Origin of the sequence: Kribbella sp. NPDC003505, from assembly GCF_040610875.1 — a bacterium.
GTDB lineage: Bacteria > Actinomycetota > Actinomycetes > Propionibacteriales > Kribbellaceae > Kribbella.
Genome location: NZ_JBEXNA010000003.1, coordinates 543,653 through 559,838 on the forward strand (window position 1 = coordinate 543,653; position 16,186 = coordinate 559,838).

A 16,186-nucleotide genomic window follows, 5' to 3' on the forward strand; every position below is an offset into this window, starting at 1 on the left:
GTTACGCGGTCCAGGGGCGGTAGCGGGCGATGAGTGTGTCCATCGCCTCGTCGACGGCCGGGTCGACGCGGCGGCGAGCCGGGTCCTCGTCGTACCAGGCGACGATCTCGCGGGCGCCCGTCTCGAACGGGATGGTGGCGACGTAGTCGGGGACGACGCTGCGCAGCTTGCTGTTGTCGAAGACTGCCGAGTGGGTCTTGTCACCGAGCAAACCGTCGCCCCAGCCCTGGTGGACCGCAGCGATGGCGTCCGAGGGGACGTGGACGATCTGCGCCGTCGTACCGGCCGCGGCGGCCAGGGTGTGCGCGATCTGGTCCCAGGTGAGAACGTCGTCGGACGTGATCTGGAAGGTGTCGCCCAGGGTGCGGGGATGGCCGAGCAGCGGGACCAGGCCGCGCGCGAAGTCGCGATGGTGCGTCAGGGTCCACAGCGAGGTGCCGTCGCCGTGGACGACGACCGGCTGCCCGCGGCGCATCCGCTCGACGATGGTCCAGCCGCCGTCGAAGGGGACCAGCGTGCGGTCGTAGGTGTGCGACGGCCGGATGACCGTCACCGGGTAGCCCTCGTCGCGGTAGAGCGCGGTGAGCAGGTCCTCGCAGGCGATTTTGTTGCGCGAGTACTGCCAGAAGGGGTTCCGCAGCGGCGTCGACTCGGTGATCGGCAACCGAGCGGGCGGCGTCTGGTACGCCGATGCCGAGCTGATGAAGACGTACTGGCCGACGTGCCCGCGCAGCGCATCGGTCCGGGCACGCACGTGATCGGGCGTGAACGCGATCCAGTCGACCACCACGTCGAAGTCCTGCGCGGCGATCTCGGCCAGCGTCGCCGGGTCGTCGAGGTCGGCGGTGATCACCCGCGCCTCGGGCGGAACCGGACGGCCGGCGGTCTTGCCGCGGTTGACGACCGTCAGGTCGAGACCTGACTCGATCGCTCGCCACGAGCAGGCCGAGCTGATGATTCCGGTCCCGCCGAGGAACAGCACACGCAGGCTACTCATACCTCGCAATCTACTCGCAATCTACTTGCGTTCGGGGCTCGTCCGGCCGCCTTCGTCCGCCTGGTCGACAGCTGGCACCAGGACCTGCTGCTCAGATGACCTGGAAGCGGCCGAGACCGAGGTTGGTGAGGTCCTTCGGGCCCGGGATGCCGTCGATGAACTTGGGCGCGCTGCCGATCGCCTTCTGGTGCTTCTTGTAGGCCTCCCGGGTGAACTTGCCGGCCTTGCCGTCGACGAGCAGGGTCAGCTTGAGCCGGGCGTTGAGCGCGAGCTGGATGGTCTTCACGTCAGGCAGTGCTTTGGTGCCGCCGGCCCGGAACTGCGCCTGCACCGACGCCAGGTGCACGACAGGTCGTGCCGCGCGCACGGCCGGGGCGATGCTCGCCGGCATCGTCAACGGGAACACCGTGATCTTCACGCGTGGACCGTCGAGCGGTCCGTTGCCCTTCAGCCCGTCCCGGCCGTTCTTGTACGCCTCCACCTGCCGAGCGGCGGACGGGTCGAGACCGGGATCGCCGATCGCCACGGCGTGGATATGGTCGGCGAAGCCCTGCTTCGTCGTCCGGTGGAACGCCGCGAACGAGATCTTGCGCAGTTCGAGCAGCGTCTGCGCCTGCTGTGCGGGCGTCTGGTCCTTGGTGCGGATGTCGATCACGCCGGCCCGGTTGTGCGTCGGGCCGGAGCGCTTCGCGGCCTTCCCGGCCAGGAACGATCCCTGCACGATCACGAGTTTGCGCCCGAGTTTGCGCTCGGCGGCCTCGAGCATCGCCATCGTGCGGCGATTGACCACCAACGGTCGTCCCGACGAGTCCCTGCCCAGTGAAACCTTGTCCAGAAATGGATTCGGCACGGTCTTCCTCCCCCCTCGAGGCCGGACCCACCCGGCCTCGAACCCGCGGCGCCGCCCCCGACCCCCCGGGTCCGCGAACATGTCCATCTCAGTGAACGCCCGCCGCCGCCCACTGGCAAGGTCTCTACGAGGCAGAGCGCAGCCCTGCTGATTGGTTTGCTCTCCGTGGGCAGCTGGCGTGATGCTCGGCAGGTGGCCGGTGAGGCGAGTAGGGGCCGGGAGGTTCGTACGGCGAGTGGCGTGCTGCGCGGCAGCATTGCGGACGGGCTGCTGGTGTTCCGCGGCATCCCGTACGCCGCGCCGCCGGTCGGCCGGCTCCGATTCCAGGCGCCTGAACCGGTGCGCGCGTGGGACGGCGTCCGGCCCGCGACGACGTACGGTCCGCCGCCGCCGCAGTCCGGTCTGCTCGGATCGGTTCAGGCTGCCTCCGGTGACGACTGGCTGACTTTGAACGTGTGGACGCCGGATCTCGCGGCCCGGCTCCCGGTCATGGTGTGGATCCCCGGCGGCGGTTATGCACTGGGCAACTCGAGCCTCCCGGAGTACGACGCCACACACCTCGCCGCGAGCGGTGTCGTGGTCGTGACCGTCAACTACCGCCTCGGGATCGAGGGGTTCACACAGCTCGACGGAGCGCCGGTCAACCGGGGACTGCTCGACCAGGTTGCCGCGCTGCGCTGGGTACAGGACACCATCCGCGTGTTCGGCGGCGACCCGGACCGGGTGACGATCTTCGGGGAGTCGGCCGGCGGCGGCTCGGTCGCCGCACTGCTCGCTGTGCCGCGCGCCGCCGGACTCTTCCGCCGGGCGATCGCGCAGAGTGTGCCGGGTACGTTCTTCTCCACCGAGTTGGCCGCTGAGATCGCTGTCGCCCTGGCCGGCGAGTTGGGTGTCCGGCCGACAGCACAGGCGCTGTCCGCGATACCTCCCGTCCGACTACCCGAAGCCGGCGATGCGATCCTGCCGAAGATGGCCGGGTGGCGGGAGCGGTGGGGACCGATCACCCACCGGCCGATCCCGTTCGCGCCAGTTGTCGATGGCAACGTTCTTCCTGTGGCCCCGTGGCAGGCGCTGGCCGCCGGCGCCGCGCGCGACATCGAGCTGCTGGCCGGGCACACCCGTGACGAGCAGCGGCTGTTCAGCCTGATCGACGGCGTTCTCGGCCAGGTCACCCGCGAGCAAACCGAGACCGCCCTGCGGATGCTCGCACCAGAGCCTCGCCGCTACCGCGACGCGTACCCGGCCGCCTCCGACGAGGAGCTGTACGAACTCGTCAACGCGGACTGGTTGTTCCGGATGCCGAGCCTGCAACTGGCCGAGGCGCAGGTCGCCGGTGGCGGCCGGGCGCACCTCTACGAACTGACCTGGCAGGCACCGGCCCTCGGTGCCTGCCACGGCCTCGACGTACCGCTGGTGTTCGGCAACCTCACGAGCGGTCAGTCCGCGATGCTCATCGGCGATCCGCCGTCCCGGGAGGCGATCGACCTGTCCGCGCAGTTCCGTACGGCATGGACCGCGTTCGCCACGCACGGCGATCCAGGCTGGCCGGCGTACGACGCCGATCGTCGCCTGACGCGGCTCTTCGATGCGCCGTCGACCGTCACGGCGTACCCGGAGGAAGCCTCCCGCCTGCTCTGGCGCAAGCACGAGTTCGCGGCGCTCGAGCCGATCAGGTCCCGCTGACTGCAATCCCGCTCTTACCGCTGGCAGGGGGGTCCTCGCTCGGCAGGCCGGTCGCGTACCCGGCTAGCTGGAAGCCGGAGTTGGGTGCCTGCAGCGACGAATTCACCCGCCCTTCGAACGCATGCTGACGGAGTACTGCGGCTCTCGGAGTACGACGGGCTCCATCTCGCACGATCAAAGGACGCACCGATGCGAACACCAAGGAGGGCGGTAGCGCTGGCCGGAACGGTCCTGGCGCTGATGGCCACACTGACCGCCTGTGGCAACAACAGCACATCGACCGGCAGCGCCGCGCCGGCGAACACGAAGGTAGGGATCCTGCTCCCCGACACGGCGTCGTCGCCGCGCTGGGTGTCGGCCGATCCCACCGAACTGAAGCAGCAGTGCGCGGCGAACAAGCTCACCTGCTACATCGACAACGCCAACGGCAGCGCCACCACGCAGCAGGCCCAGGCCCAGGCGCTGATCAACGCCGGCGTAGGCGTCCTGCTGGTCGTGAACCTCGACTCCGGCTCGGGCAAGGCGATCGAGTCCCTCGCCCGGCAGCACAACGTCGTGACCATCGACTACGACCGGCTGACCCAGGGCGGCAGCGCGTCGTACTACGTCTCGTACGACAACGTGAAGGTCGGCGAGGACCAGGGCACCGCACTGACGCAGGCGCCGCAGGTGAAGGGCAAGAGCTCGGTCAACTACGTCGAGATCGACGGCGCACCCACCGACAACAACGCGACGCTGTTCGCTGAGGGCTACAACTCGGTGCTGTCGAAGCAGCCCGGCTGGAAGAAGCTGGCCGACCAGACCGGCAACTGGGACGCCGCGACCGCACAGACGGTGTTCACCACGATGCTCGGACAGCACCCCGACATCAACGCGGTGATGGTGGCCAACGACACGATGGCGCAGTCGGTCATCAACGTCCTGAAGGCCCAGGGCCTGGCGGGCAAGGTCGCGGTCTCCGGACAGGACGCCACCGCCGGCGGTCTCGACAACATCATGGCCGGCACCCAGGCCTTCACCATCTACAAGCCGGTCGCCGGAGAGGCGGACGTGGCGATCAAGCTGGCGGCCCAGATCCTGGCGGGTCAGAAGCCGACCGCTCCCACGACGACCAAGGACCGCACGACCGGTCGTGAGATCCCGTCGTACCTGGCGAACCCGACCGTCATCACCAAGGCGAACGTAGCGCTCCCGGTCACCGACGGGTACGAGACCGCCGCGTCCGTCTGCCCGACGCCGGCGCTGCAGCAGCTGTGCGCCGCCAACGGCATCCACACACCGTAGGGGGACGGCATGACCACTGTTCCTACTCTCGAGCTCCGGGGCGTCGACAAAGCCTTCGGACCGGTCCAGGCGCTGTCGTCGGTGAACCTCGTCGCGAAGGCGGGCGAGGTGACGGCCCTGGTCGGCGACAACGGCGCCGGCAAGTCGACGCTGGTGAAGTGCATCGGCGGCATCCACCGGATCGACGCGGGGGAGCTGCTCTTCGACGGCACGGCGCACAGCGTCGGCGAGCCGCGCGACGCCGCGCGGCTCGGCGTCGAGATCGTGCACCAGGACCTCGCGTTGTGCGACAACCTCGACGTCGTCGGCAACATGTTCCTCGGCCGCGAGCACCTCACGCGACTGCACACGCTGGACGAGAACTCGATGGAGACGCTGGCCCGTCAGGCACTGGACTCGTTGTCGGTGACCACGATCCGGTCGGCGCGCCAGCTGGTGGCGAGCCTGTCGGGCGGCCAGCGGCAGACCGTGGCGATCGCCAAGGCGGTGCTGTGGCAGTCGAAGATCGTGATCCTCGACGAGCCGACCGCCGCACTCGGCGTCGCCCAGACCGCGCAGGTGCTCGATCTCGTCCGCCGGCTCGCGGAGCAGGGCGTGGCGGTGATCCTGGTGTCGCACAACATGAACGACGTACTGCGGGTCGCCGACTCCATCGCCGTCCTGTTCCTCGGCCGGACGGCCGCACAGGTCAGGCGCGCGGAGGTGACCCAGACGCAGGTGGTCGAGCTGATCACGACCGGGCGATCGGGCGCGCTGGGACTGTCGCCCACACAGGCGGGAGCGACGCTGTGAACGCGCAACTGCTGGAACACGGCGGCGCGGAGCAGCGCCACGGGTCGCCGGCCGGCCCATCAGGTGTCGGCGCCTATGCGAGGGCCTATGTCGCGCGGCTGCGGGGCGGCGAGCTGGGCGCCGTTCCCGCACTCGTGGGTCTGGTCGTCATCACGGCGTTCTTCGCCATCGTGCACCAGGGATTCCTCAGCGCCTACAACCTCGAGGCGCTGGTGATCCAGGCCGCGCCGATCATCGTGATGGCCATGGGCCTGGTGTTCGTCCTGCTGCTCGGCGAGATCGATCTCTCCGCCGGTACGACGGGAGGGCTGTGCTCGGCGATCGCGGCGATCCTGATCCTGCGGCACGGGGTCGCGTGGTGGATCGCGGCGGTCGCCGGACTCGCGGTGGGCATGCTGGTCGGGTTCGGCACAGGCTGGCTCCGGGCGCGGATCGGCATCCCGTCGTTCGTCATCACGCTGGCCACGTTCCTGGCCTTCCAGGGCGTCACGCTCATCATCGTCGGCGGCCAGGGATCGGTGACGCTCCCGGCCGGCTCGCCACTGATCGGCCTGGAGAACAGCTTCCTGCCGCTCTGGCTCGGCTGGACGCTGATGGCGGTGTTCGTGATCGGGTACGCCGCGCTCAAACTGGCCGACGCACGGGCCGCCCGACGGGCCGGGCTCCCGGGCACGCCGTACGCCGTGATCGCGATGAAGGTCGCCGTGGTGGCCGCGCTCGGGGCGGCGTTCACCTTCGAGATGGGCGTCAACCGCAACGTCACGACCAACGCGTTCTTCACCAACAAGGCGCAGGGGATGCCCTGGGTCGTCGTCCTGCTGGTGGTGCTGTTCGCGGTGTGGCACCTCGTCCTCAGCCGGACCCGCTACGGCCGGCACGTGTACGCCGTCGGCGGCAACGAGGAGGCTTCACGACGCGCGGGGGTGGTCGTGTCCCGGATCCGCATCTCGGTGTTCGTGATCTGTTCCGGGATGGCGGCGGTCTCCGGTGTCGTCGCGGCCTCGTTGCTGCAGTCCGTCCAGTCGAACGCCGGCGCGGGCAACACGCTGCTGCTGGCGGTCGGTGCCGCGGTCATCGGCGGTACGTCGCTGTTCGGCGGGCGCGGCCGCGTCATCGACGCCGTCCTGGGTGGTCTCGTCGTCGCGGTCATCATCAACGGTATGAGCGACCTGATCCAGGGCGCGAACTCGGCCGGCTACGAATGGGTGGTCACCGGCGCGGTCCTGCTGCTGGCGGCCGGCTTCGATGCCGTCGTCCGCCGCGCCCGCAGATAGGCCGGTCGGGAATACCAAGGCCGCCGGGTCGTCACCGACCCGGCGGCCTCAGTGCGTGGCGCGCCGGAGAAGGTTGCCGATGGCAATGGCCGACAGGCGCGTCTTCGGCACGAAGCCGATCGCCGCACTGGCGTCGATCAGCTCCGCGTAGTCCTGCTCGGCGTACGTCGAGATCAGGATCACCCGGGGCGGCGGGCTCAGCCGGTGCAGCCGGGCGACGATGTCGAAGCCGCTCTCCGCGCCGAGGTCGATGTCCACCAGGACCACGTCCGGGTGCGAGTCCTCGACCAGGTCGACGGCGCCGGCGCCGCTCGTCGCCGTACCGACGACGGCGACGCCTTCGCGTTCCAGGAGTCCGCGTGCGGCGTCGAGGAACCGCCGGTTGTCGTCGACGATCGCGCACCGCAGCATGACACCAGGGTCGCAGGGTCCGGCCGCGGTGGCATTCCTGCTAGCTGGAGATCTCCTCTGTGGCCACCGGCAACGAGACCTGCAGGGTGGTGCCCTGGCCGGCCGGGCTGTCGACGGCGAGCGTGCCGCCGAGCGCCTGGACCCGGTCGGTGAGCCCGATCAGGCCGGTGCCGTTCGCCGGGTCCGCTCCACCGGCTCCGTCGTCGCGGACGGCGAGCCGCAACGAACTGTCAACCAGCCGCACGTCGACGTACACGACGGACGCGTCCGCGTGTTTCGCGGCGTTGGTGAGTGCTTCGGAGACGACGTAGTACGCGGCCGACTCGACGGCCGGCGGGAGGCGCTGGGTGACGGTGACCTCCGCCTCGACCGGGATCGCGGACCGGCGGGCCAGCATCCTGACCGCGGGACCGATACCGCCGTCGGACAGGATCGCCGGGTGGATGCCGTGGGAGATCTCCCGCAGTTCGTCCAGGGTGTTGCCGAGGTCGTCCGTGATCTCGTCGAGCCGGGCCCGCAGGCCGCCCTGATCGCCGGTCAGGCCGGCCCGGACCGTGCGCAGCTCCAGGGCCAGGGTCACCAGGCGTTGCTGGATGCCGTCGTGCAGGTCGCGCTCGATCCGTCGCCTGGCCTCGTCGGCCGACGCCACGAGCCGGGCCCGCGAGGACGCCAGATCGGTACGGGCCTGGTCGAGCGAGGCGGCCATGCTGTTGAAGGTGCGCTCCAGACTGCCGATCTCGCCGACTCCGTCTTCGGGCACCCGAACGGCGAGGTCGCCCGCCGCGAGCCGGTCGGCCATGGCGGCGGTGATCAGCACCGGGCGGACGACGGCGCGGGACAGGTACCAGGTGAACCCCAGGATGAGCAGCACCGATCCGACGAGCCCGGTCGCGGCCGCGACGACCGCCCGGCCGGCCGCGGCGTCGGACCGGGCCTGCGCGGCGGCCGAGAGACCTCGCTCGGTCGTGATCAACTCGTCGAGGACGGTCCTGATCGCATCGACCCTGCGCTGACCCTCCGTTGTCGCGGCCTGCGACGGTGCCGAGACAGGACGACCGCGGATCGCTGCGACCAGCGGTTCCGAATAGTCCCGGAGGTACGACGTCGCGCTGCGGCTGATCTCCTCGGCGCCGGCGCGTTGCGCCGGCTCGTCCGCGACCACGCGTTCCAGCGCCGCGAGCCGGTCCGGAAGCTGGGACCGCGCGGTCTGCCACGGCGCGAGGAACTGCTCCTGACCGGTGATGGTGAACGCCTGCCGGCCGGTCTCCAGGTCGACGACCGAGCGCTCGACCTGGTTCGCGGCCGCGAGCACCGCCGCAGCCTGCCGGGCCTGGCGCTCCGAGTGGCGCAGGTCCTGAACCGACAGCAGCAACACGGCGAACCCGGCGCCGACGAGCAGCACCAGCAGCGCACTGGCGACGATCACGCGACGCGAGACCCCGCCGGTCATGGGCCGGTCACCCCGAGGTCGCCGGTGCGAACAGCTCCGTCACCGGTCGTCCGCCGTACGACGGTCGCCCTGGAGGTAGGCCAGAACCGCCCGGACGCGACGATGGTCGTCGTCGGTCTCCGGCAGGTCGAGCTTGGTGAGGATGCTGCGGACGTGCTTCTCGACGGTGCCCTCGGTGACCCACAGGCGCCGGGCGACGCCGGCGTTGGAGCGGCCCTCGGCCACCAGCGCCAGCACCTCACGTTCCCGGTCGCTGAGGGAGGCGAGCGGGTCGTGGCGGCGCCGGACGTCGACCAGTTCCTGCACCAGGGCGGGATCGACGACGGAGCCGCCGTTCGCGACCCGCCGTACGCTGTCGAGGAACTCCTCGACATCGGTGACCCGGCGCTTGAGCAGGTACCCGATTCCGTGACCGGCGGCCATCAGCTGCACGGCGTGCTCGACGTCCACGTACGCCGACAACAGCAGGACGGCGGTCTTCGGGCGCTCGCGACGGATCACCTCGGCGGCCTCGAGCCCTTCGGTCGCATGGCCAGGCGGCATCCGGATGTCCACGACGACCAGCTCCGGACGTCGGCTCCGGACCAGGTCCAGCAGCTCCGGGCTGTTTCCGGCCTGCCCGACCACGTCGAATCCCGACGCTGCCAGCAGACTCGCGAGCCCTTCCCGTAGCAGGACGTCGTCGTCCGCAATCGCCACCCGCGTCCCGCTCATGGCGGCGAGTGTAGCCCCGGGCACCCGGTGCCCGGGGCAGGTGATTGGACGGATCGCAGCGGGGGACTCATGCTCTACTCATGGCCGCGACCGACGACGAACAGTTGTTCGGTCGCGACCAGATCCTCGGCCGGCTGACGGCCAGGCTCGACGAGGTGCAGGCCGGCGGTTTCGCGGTCGGTCTGAGCGGCGAGCCGGGAGTGGGCAAGAGTGTGGTGCAGGCGCGCGTCGCCGAGCACGCGGAGTCCCGGGGCTTCACGGTTCTGCGCGCGCACGGCAGCCAGTCCGAGACCAACCTGCCCTACGCCGGTCTGCATCAACTGCTGCGGCCGGTTCTGTCGCACGTGGACACTCTCCCGGCCCAGCAGCGCGACTCCTTGCTGGCCTGTTTCGGAATGGTCGAAGCAGGCCAGGTGAACCCGTTCTTCACGTCGCTCGCGGTCCTGGAGCTCCTGGTCGACTGCGCCGGGCGGGCGCCGGTCCTGATGAGCCTCGACGACCTGCACTGGATGGACCGGCCCAGTGTGGACACGCTCGCCTTCGTGACCCGTCGGGTCGCGGCCGAGCGGGTGGTGCTGCTGTGTACAGCTCGCTCCGCATCGCAGCTTCTCGGTGACGAACAGACCGTCAGCTGGATCGAGCTGGACGCCTTGCCGGACGCGGACGCGCAGGCGTTGCTGCGGTCGCGGGCTCCCGATCTGGCGGCGGGGTTGCGCGATCGGGTTCTCGGCCACGCCGCGGGTAATCCCCTGGCGCTGGTCGAGTTCGCCGCCGCCTGGCAGTCCGGGATGTACGCCTGGACCGAAGTGGACGACGACCTGCCGATGACGGCTCGCCTGGAGCGCGCCTTCGCAGCGCGTGCCGACGAACTGGAACCGCCCGCTCGCGCGGTCCTCGACGTGGCCGCGCTGGATGACGGCGACGACATCGAGCAAGTACTGACCGCGGCAGCGATCCTGTCCGGCGCCGCCGTCGACCGCGGCACGGCGCTACCGGCCGTCGAGCTCGGCTTCCTCACGATCGCCGGACCGACGTACGCCATCGGGCACCCGTTGATGGGGTCGGCACTGCGCCAGGTGATGCCCGCGGAGCGCCGGACGCGGGCACACGCCGCCCTCGCGACCGCTCTGTCCGCCGACCCCGACCGCGCGATCTGGCATCGGGCCGGCGCGGTGGCCGGCCGCGACGAACCCATCGCGGCAGAGCTCGAGCGGGCGGCCGGCGAGGCCCGCCGGCGCGGGGCGTACGCCACTGCGCTGGCGCGGCTCGAGCGGGCGGCGGCCCTGAGCCCCGATCCTCTGGACCAGGCGGCCCGGCTGCTGGGGGCGGCGGAACTGGGCTATGAACTCGGCAGGTTCACCCAGGTCGAACAGATCAAGGCCCGGGTGACGCGGATGGCACTTCGACCGCGAGACCGGTCCCGCCTCACCTGGCTGATGGGTGTCTTCCACGACGGCGCCACGAGCGATCCGGCGGAGGTCCGTCACCTGGTCGATCTGGCCCGGCAGGCCACCGCCGAGGACGACGTCGAACTCGCCATGCAGTTGCTGTTCGGGGCCGCCCGCAGGATCTGGTGGCGCGATCCGGGCGAGTCGGTGCGGCGGGAGATCGTCGGCGCCGCGCGGGAGGTTCCGCTGGCTGCCGGTGACCCCAGGTTGCTCGCGGTGCTCGGTCTCGCGGAGTCGCTGGAATCGAGCGCGCCGATCATCGAGCAGCTCGGACTGTGGCCCGCGGACGGCGGCGGCCGGGCGGAACCCGCGGCCCTGCTGGGCATCGCGGCGTTCGGCGCCGGTGACTTCGTGCGTGCGGAGTCGTACCTGTCGGTGGCCGTGCGCGAGCTGCGCGCGGACGGGCGGCTGAGTCTGCTCGCCGAGGCACTCGCGATCCGCGCCTGGGCGGAGATCAACCTGGGCGTCTTCGACGCGTCGCGGTCCGCGGCCGAGAGCATGCGCCTGGCCGACGAGACCGGCCAGCGGGTGTGGGCCGGTACTGCCCGGATCGCGGCGGCACTGATCGACGCGATCGGCGGCGGCTGGAACCCCCGGCACGCCCTGCTCGCCGACGCCGAGCGCACCGCTCTGCAACTGCCGAACGCGAGCTCGTCCCTGCTCGCGGGAGCTCAGTTGGTCCGCGGGCTCGGCGAACTCGGCGCGGAGCGTGCCGAGCAGGCGTACGGCGAGATGCTCCGCGTGTTCGTACCGACCGACGCCGCCTATCAGCGCGTTCAGCAACTGTGGACGGTCAGCTACCTCGCCGAGGCCGCCGTACGGGCCGGTCGCCGGGACGAGGCGAGGTCGTTGGTCGGCACCGTCGAACGGGCGGCGCGAGGCACGCCTGCCGTCGGTACGACGATCGCTCTGGAGTACTCCCGCGCGGTTCTGGCCGACGACGCATCGGCCGAGGAGTTGTTCCGGGGCGCGCTGGACGGTGCGAGCCGGCCGTTCCCGTGGCATCAGGCCCGCCTGCAGTTGGCGTACGGCTCCTGGCTGCGCCGCCGGCGGCGGGTGACCGAGTCCCGCGATCCGCTCCGAGCGGCACGCGGCGCCTTCGACGCGCTGGGTGCCAAACCGTGGGCGCTTCGCGCAGACCAGGAGCTGAGGGCGACCGGAGAGCGTGGCTGGCAGCCGACGTCGACTGGCCGGGAGCAGCTGTCGCCCCAGGAGGCGCAGATCGCCGAGCTCGCCGCCCGGGGACTGTCCAACCGGGACATCGCGCAGCGACTCTTCCTGTCGCACCGCACGATCGGCTCGCACCTGTACCGGATCTTTCCGAAGCTCGGCATCACCAGCCGCCAGCAGCTCGCCGGCGTACTCACCGGTGCTCCGGAACACGTGCTGAGGCAGGCACAGTCATTCGACTGAAGACGGCCGCGGCCCGGACGTCCTAACGTCTCTACCAACGCGGTGTGTCCAGCACCTCGGGACCGACCAGGAGGACGACTGTGGGAACACCGGTGCTCTTCATCCACGGGCTCTGGCTGCACGCGACGTCGTGGGACGCGTGGCTGACGCGATTCCGCACCGAAGGGTACGAGCCCGCGGCGCCGGGCTGGCCCGGCGACGGCCCGACCGTCGAGGCGTCCCGGCGCGACCCGGAGTCGATCGGCGATCACGGCATCGACGACGTCGTGGCGCACTTCGCCGCCGTCATCGAGGAGCTCCCCGAGCCGCCGATCCTGATCGGGCACTCGTTCGGCGGCATGGTCGCGCAGAAGCTGCTCGGCCAGGACCGCGCCCGGGCGGCGATCGCGATCGACGCCGCCCAGATCAAGGGCGTGCTGCCCGTCCCGCTGTCCGCGCTGCGGGCCACGCTGCCGGTGTTCAAGAACCCGGCCAACAAGCACCGGGCCGTCTCGCTGACCGCTGAGCAGTTCCGGTTCGCGTTCGGCAACGCGGTCTCGCGGGAGGAGTCCGACCTGTTGTTCGAGCGCTGGACCATTCCGGCGCCCGGCCGGCCGCTGTTCGAGGCGGCGTCGGCGAACTTCAACCCGCACTCGCCGGCCAAGGTCGACACCGGCAACCAGAAGCGCGGGCCGCTGCTGCTGATCGCCAGCGGGAAGGACCACACCGTCCCCGAGTCCGTGACCCGCGCGACGCTCAAGCAGTACCGCCACTCCGACGCCGTCACCGACCTGAGGACCTTCCCGGACCGCGGCCACTCGCTCGTCGTCGACTCCGGCTGGTCCGATATCGCCACCGCGTGCCTGGCCTGGCTGAAGGAGCAGTCCCTGTGAAGCTCGACCTGGCCGGCCGGACGGCAGTGGTGACCGGCGCGAGCAAGGGCATCGGTCTTGCGGTCACGCAGGCGCTGCTCGGCGAGGGCATGCGGGTCGCCGCCGGCGCGCTCGGCGGTTCGCCCGAACTGGAGGCGTTGGGCGAGGACGGTGAGGTCGAGGTCGTGCTGGGCGATCTCACCACCGTGGCCGGATGCGAGGCGCTGGTGGGTGCGGCCGTGACGCGATTCGGTGGCGTCGACGTGCTCGTGAACAACGTCGGCGGAGTACGCCCGCGCACCGAGGGTTTCCTCGCCGTCACGGACGCGGAGTGGCAGTGGGCGCTGGAAGTGAACCTGCTGTCGGCAGTGCGTGCGACGCGGGTCGCGGTGCCGCACCTGGTGGCGAGTGCGCCGTCCGCCATCGTCACGATCTGCTCGGTGAACGCCACGCTCCCCGATCCCGGCGTCATCGACTACAGCGCGGCGAAGGCCGCGCTGCGCAGCTTCTCCAAGTCGCTGTCCAAGGAGCTCGGACCCGCTGGTGTCCGGGTGAACACGATCAGTCCGGGGCCGGTCGAAACCGCGCTCTGGCTGGGCCCCGGCGGTGTCGCGGAGACCGTCGGCCGGGCCCAGGGACTCGATCCCACCGCGGTCCGGGACGCGGCAGTCGCCGGTACACCGACCGGACGATTCACTCGTCCGGAGGAGGTGGCGCAGCTGGTGCTGGTCCTCGCCTCCGGAGCCGCGGGCAACATGACCGGCTGTGACGTGCTGATCGACGGCGGCATGGTCACCACGACCTGACTACCGGTGGGCGCCGGCCTCGGCGTCGGAGATGAGTTCGGCGGCCACGTCGCGGAGTTTGCGGTTGGTCTGGCGGCTGAAGCGGACCAGGGTGCTGAAGGCGCGCTCCGACGTGATCGAGTAGCGCTCCATCAGCAGGCCGACCGCCTGGCCGATCTGGTCGCGGGTCTCGAGGGCGGCCAGCAGGTTCTCCGTGCGCTGGGCGCCCGCGTAGGCCACCGCGGCGTGGACGGCGATCAGGCAGCCGATCTGCTCGGACTCCTCGGAGAACGCGTGCGCGGTGCCGGCGTACAGGTTGAGCGAACAGAGGTTGTCGGCCTTGGAGAACAGCGGGAACGTCAGCACACTGAGCGCGCCCAGCTCGGCGGCCCGCGGAGCCAGTTGCGGCCACCGGGACTCGGTGCGCATGTCGTCGACGCGAACCACCGCCTTGTGATCGCGCAGCGCGTCCAGGCACGGACCTTCGCCGAGCTCCGACACCAGGGCGTCGACGCGCGTCGGCAGGGTGCCGGACTCGGCCTTGTGGGACACGAGTTTGCCGACCACGATCGTGGTCGCCGAACCGTCCTCGGCGCCGGGCACCAGCTCGAGGGCGGCCTGCACCGCCTCCCGCAGCACGTCGTCCGGCGCCTCGGCGCGGTGCAGGTCACGGGCCAGTTCGCTGAGGGCGTGGGCGAGCTGGTCGTGCCTGGCGTTCGGCGCCGAGCCGGGATCGGTCATGGCATTTCCCTCGGACCATTTCTGGATAGCACCGACCGGCCGGGGTCGTCCAGCACGCAGAGAAATGTTCCGGAAGGGCCTTGCCCGGAACGCGTTCCTCCGGTCATAGTGGTTCCGCCTCAGACAGTCGGGCGCCGAATTCTTCGAGCTTGCCGAGGCTGTCATGCGAGATTCCGATCCCCGCACCGTTCGTGAACTGCTCCATGCCTTGCACGCCGTCGAAGACGAATTGCGGACGGCGCGCCGGCAGGCCGATCGCGAACAGCTGACGGCCGTGATCGAGCGCAAACGGCGGATCCTGATCACCTTGTCCTGCCGTCGCCGGCATCGGTCCGCTGTCGCGTGACCCACAGTCCGATTGCGGGTCCGTCGCAGTGCAGGGGAGGGGGACGGGCCCGCAATCGCAATCCTTCAGTCCGTGGTGACCTCGACGATCGTCTTGCCGCGGCTGCCGAACGCGGCCGGTACGTCGGCCAGCTCACGGACAGCGGTGACGAGGGGGACGAGCCGGCCGTCGCGCAAGCGGGCGGCCAGCTGGGCCGTCTGCGCACGATCGGGCTCGACGACGAAGAAGATCGCCCTGCCGTCGCGAGGCCGGACGGTCGGCGGCTCGGCGACGGTGACGAGCGTGCCGCCCGGCCGCAGCAGTGCGGTGGAGCGGTTGAGGATCTCGCCGCCGATGACGTCGAACACCACGTCCACCTCACCGGCGTCCTCGAGGCGGTCGTTGTCCAGGTCGACGAACTCGTGGGCGCCCAGGCTCTCGGCGAGCTTCCGGTCCGCGGCCCGGCCGGTGCCGATGATGTGGGCGCCGGTCTCCCGGGCGAGCTGTACGGCGAGCGAGCCGACGGAACCGCCGGTGCCGTGGATGAGGACGGTCTGACCCGGCTGCAGGTGAGCGTGGTCGTAGAGCGCCTGCCAGGCCGTCAGACCGGGCATCGGAAGGGCGGCCGCGGTGACGTGGTCGACGTCGGCGGGCAGCGGCGCCAGGTTGCGGGCCTCGACGGCGGTGTACTCGGCGAGCGTTCCGTTGCGGGCCCAGTCGGTCAGGCCGAAGACGCGCTGACCGATCGAGAGGCCCGTCGTGCCGAAGCCGAGCTCGACGACCACGCCGGACAGCTCGTGGCCGAGCACGCTCGGCGTGCGGTCGCGGCCGGCGCGGTCGACCCAGGTCGCGGGCCACTGCGGTTCGGTGCGGATGAAGCCCGCGGCGTGGACCTGCACGACGACGTCGTTCTCGGCGGCATGGGGATGGGGGAGCTCGGTGAGGGACAGCCCGAAGTCCTCGGCCTCGGGGTCCCGAACGGTGATGGCACGCATGATGATCCTCGGGGTAGACAGCTGCTGGTTCACCGTCGACGCTACGCGCTGGTGGACCGCTGCCGGGACGCCATTCGCAGCCTGTGTCGATGGGCCATTTCGGCGGCCGGTGGCCCAGCATCCCGCCGTCGGAATGGACCAGCTGCGCGGGCCTTCCGCGTCGTACGGTCGAG

General features: G+C 70.8%; 15 protein-coding genes. 7 read left to right on the forward strand and 8 right to left on the reverse strand.

Going from position 1 to position 16,186, the window contains the following annotated elements:
* Nucleotide 1: 1 nt before the first annotated feature.
* Complete coding sequence (locus tag ABZX12_RS11645; protein WP_355692217.1) at nt 2-997, reverse strand: NAD-dependent epimerase/dehydratase family protein; 996 nt, start codon at nt 995-997, stop codon at nt 2-4.
* A 91-nt stretch (nt 998-1,088) separates the two neighbouring features.
* Nucleotides 1,089-1,847 carry a peptidoglycan-binding domain-containing protein gene (locus ABZX12_RS11650; RefSeq protein WP_355692218.1) on the reverse strand — a complete coding sequence of 253 codons (759 nt, stop codon included), beginning with the start codon at nt 1,845-1,847 and terminating at the stop codon, nt 1,089-1,091.
* Nucleotides 1,848-2,039: 192 nt separating this feature from the next.
* On the opposite strand from ABZX12_RS11650, the gene ABZX12_RS11655 reads away from it, so the two are divergent.
* The 4 genes from ABZX12_RS11655 (at nt 2,040) to ABZX12_RS11670 (ending at nt 6,880) form a co-directional block, all read left to right on the forward strand.
* A complete protein-coding gene (locus tag ABZX12_RS11655; protein ID WP_355692220.1) occupies nt 2,040-3,530 on the forward strand; it encodes a carboxylesterase family protein in 1,491 nt (496 codons plus the stop codon).
* Between the two features lie 189 nt (nt 3,531-3,719).
* Complete coding sequence (locus ABZX12_RS11660; RefSeq protein WP_355692222.1) at nt 3,720-4,814, forward strand: substrate-binding domain-containing protein; 1,095 nt, start codon at nt 3,720-3,722, stop codon at nt 4,812-4,814.
* A 9-nt stretch (nt 4,815-4,823) separates the two neighbouring features.
* Entirely contained in the window at nt 4,824-5,606 is a 783-nt protein-coding gene (locus ABZX12_RS11665) for an ATP-binding cassette domain-containing protein (RefSeq protein WP_355692224.1), read from the forward strand.
* Nucleotides 5,603-6,880 carry an ABC transporter permease gene (locus tag ABZX12_RS11670; RefSeq protein WP_355692226.1) on the forward strand — a complete coding sequence of 426 codons (1,278 nt, stop codon included), beginning with the start codon at nt 5,603-5,605 and terminating at the stop codon, nt 6,878-6,880. Before ABZX12_RS11665 ends, ABZX12_RS11670 begins: the two co-directional genes overlap by 4 nt.
* Before the next feature lie 48 nt (nt 6,881-6,928).
* On the opposite strand, the gene ABZX12_RS11675 is transcribed toward ABZX12_RS11670, so the two are convergent.
* The 3 genes from ABZX12_RS11675 to ABZX12_RS11685 are packed head-to-tail and all read right to left on the reverse strand — an operon-like array spanning nt 6,929 to nt 9,455.
* Complete coding sequence (locus tag ABZX12_RS11675; RefSeq protein ID WP_355692228.1) at nt 6,929-7,291, reverse strand: response regulator transcription factor; 363 nt, start codon at nt 7,289-7,291, stop codon at nt 6,929-6,931.
* 40 nt (nt 7,292-7,331) lie between these two features.
* The gene (locus tag ABZX12_RS11680) at nt 7,332-8,741 is read right to left on the reverse strand and encodes a CHASE3 domain-containing protein (protein WP_355692230.1); all 1,410 of its coding nucleotides are present in this window, start codon (nt 8,739-8,741) and stop codon (nt 7,332-7,334) included.
* A 39-nt stretch (nt 8,742-8,780) separates the two neighbouring features.
* Nucleotides 8,781-9,455 (reverse strand): response regulator transcription factor, encoded by a 675-nt coding sequence (locus ABZX12_RS11685; protein WP_355692232.1) that lies wholly within the window; start codon nt 9,453-9,455, stop codon nt 8,781-8,783.
* Nucleotides 9,456-9,535: 80 nt separating this feature from the next.
* On the opposite strand from ABZX12_RS11685, the gene ABZX12_RS11690 reads away from it, so the two are divergent.
* From ABZX12_RS11690 to ABZX12_RS11700, 3 genes are all read left to right on the forward strand, one after another.
* Complete coding sequence (locus ABZX12_RS11690) at nt 9,536-12,316, forward strand: AAA family ATPase (RefSeq protein ID WP_355692233.1); 2,781 nt, start codon at nt 9,536-9,538, stop codon at nt 12,314-12,316.
* Between the two features lie 80 nt (nt 12,317-12,396).
* Nucleotides 12,397-13,188 (forward strand): alpha/beta hydrolase, encoded by a 792-nt coding sequence (locus ABZX12_RS11695; protein WP_355692235.1) that lies wholly within the window; start codon nt 12,397-12,399, stop codon nt 13,186-13,188.
* Nucleotides 13,185-13,973, forward strand: coding sequence for an SDR family oxidoreductase (locus ABZX12_RS11700; RefSeq protein WP_355692237.1), 789 nt, complete (start codon nt 13,185-13,187; stop codon nt 13,971-13,973). Before ABZX12_RS11695 ends, ABZX12_RS11700 begins: the two co-directional genes overlap by 4 nt.
* On the opposite strand, the gene ABZX12_RS11705 is transcribed toward ABZX12_RS11700, so the two are convergent.
* The 3 genes from ABZX12_RS11705 to ABZX12_RS11715 form a co-directional block, all read right to left on the reverse strand.
* The gene (locus ABZX12_RS11705; RefSeq protein ID WP_355692239.1) at nt 13,974-14,693 is read right to left on the reverse strand and encodes a GAF and ANTAR domain-containing protein; all 720 of its coding nucleotides are present in this window, start codon (nt 14,691-14,693) and stop codon (nt 13,974-13,976) included.
* A 103-nt stretch (nt 14,694-14,796) separates the two neighbouring features.
* Nucleotides 14,797-15,021, reverse strand: a complete 225-nt coding sequence (locus ABZX12_RS11710) for a hypothetical protein (protein WP_355692240.1) — start codon at nt 15,019-15,021, stop codon at nt 14,797-14,799.
* Nucleotides 15,022-15,104: 83 nt separating this feature from the next.
* Nucleotides 15,105-16,013 (reverse strand): NADP-dependent oxidoreductase, encoded by a 909-nt coding sequence (locus ABZX12_RS11715; protein WP_355692241.1) that lies wholly within the window; start codon nt 16,011-16,013, stop codon nt 15,105-15,107.
* Between the last annotated feature and the right edge of the window lie 173 nt (nt 16,014-16,186).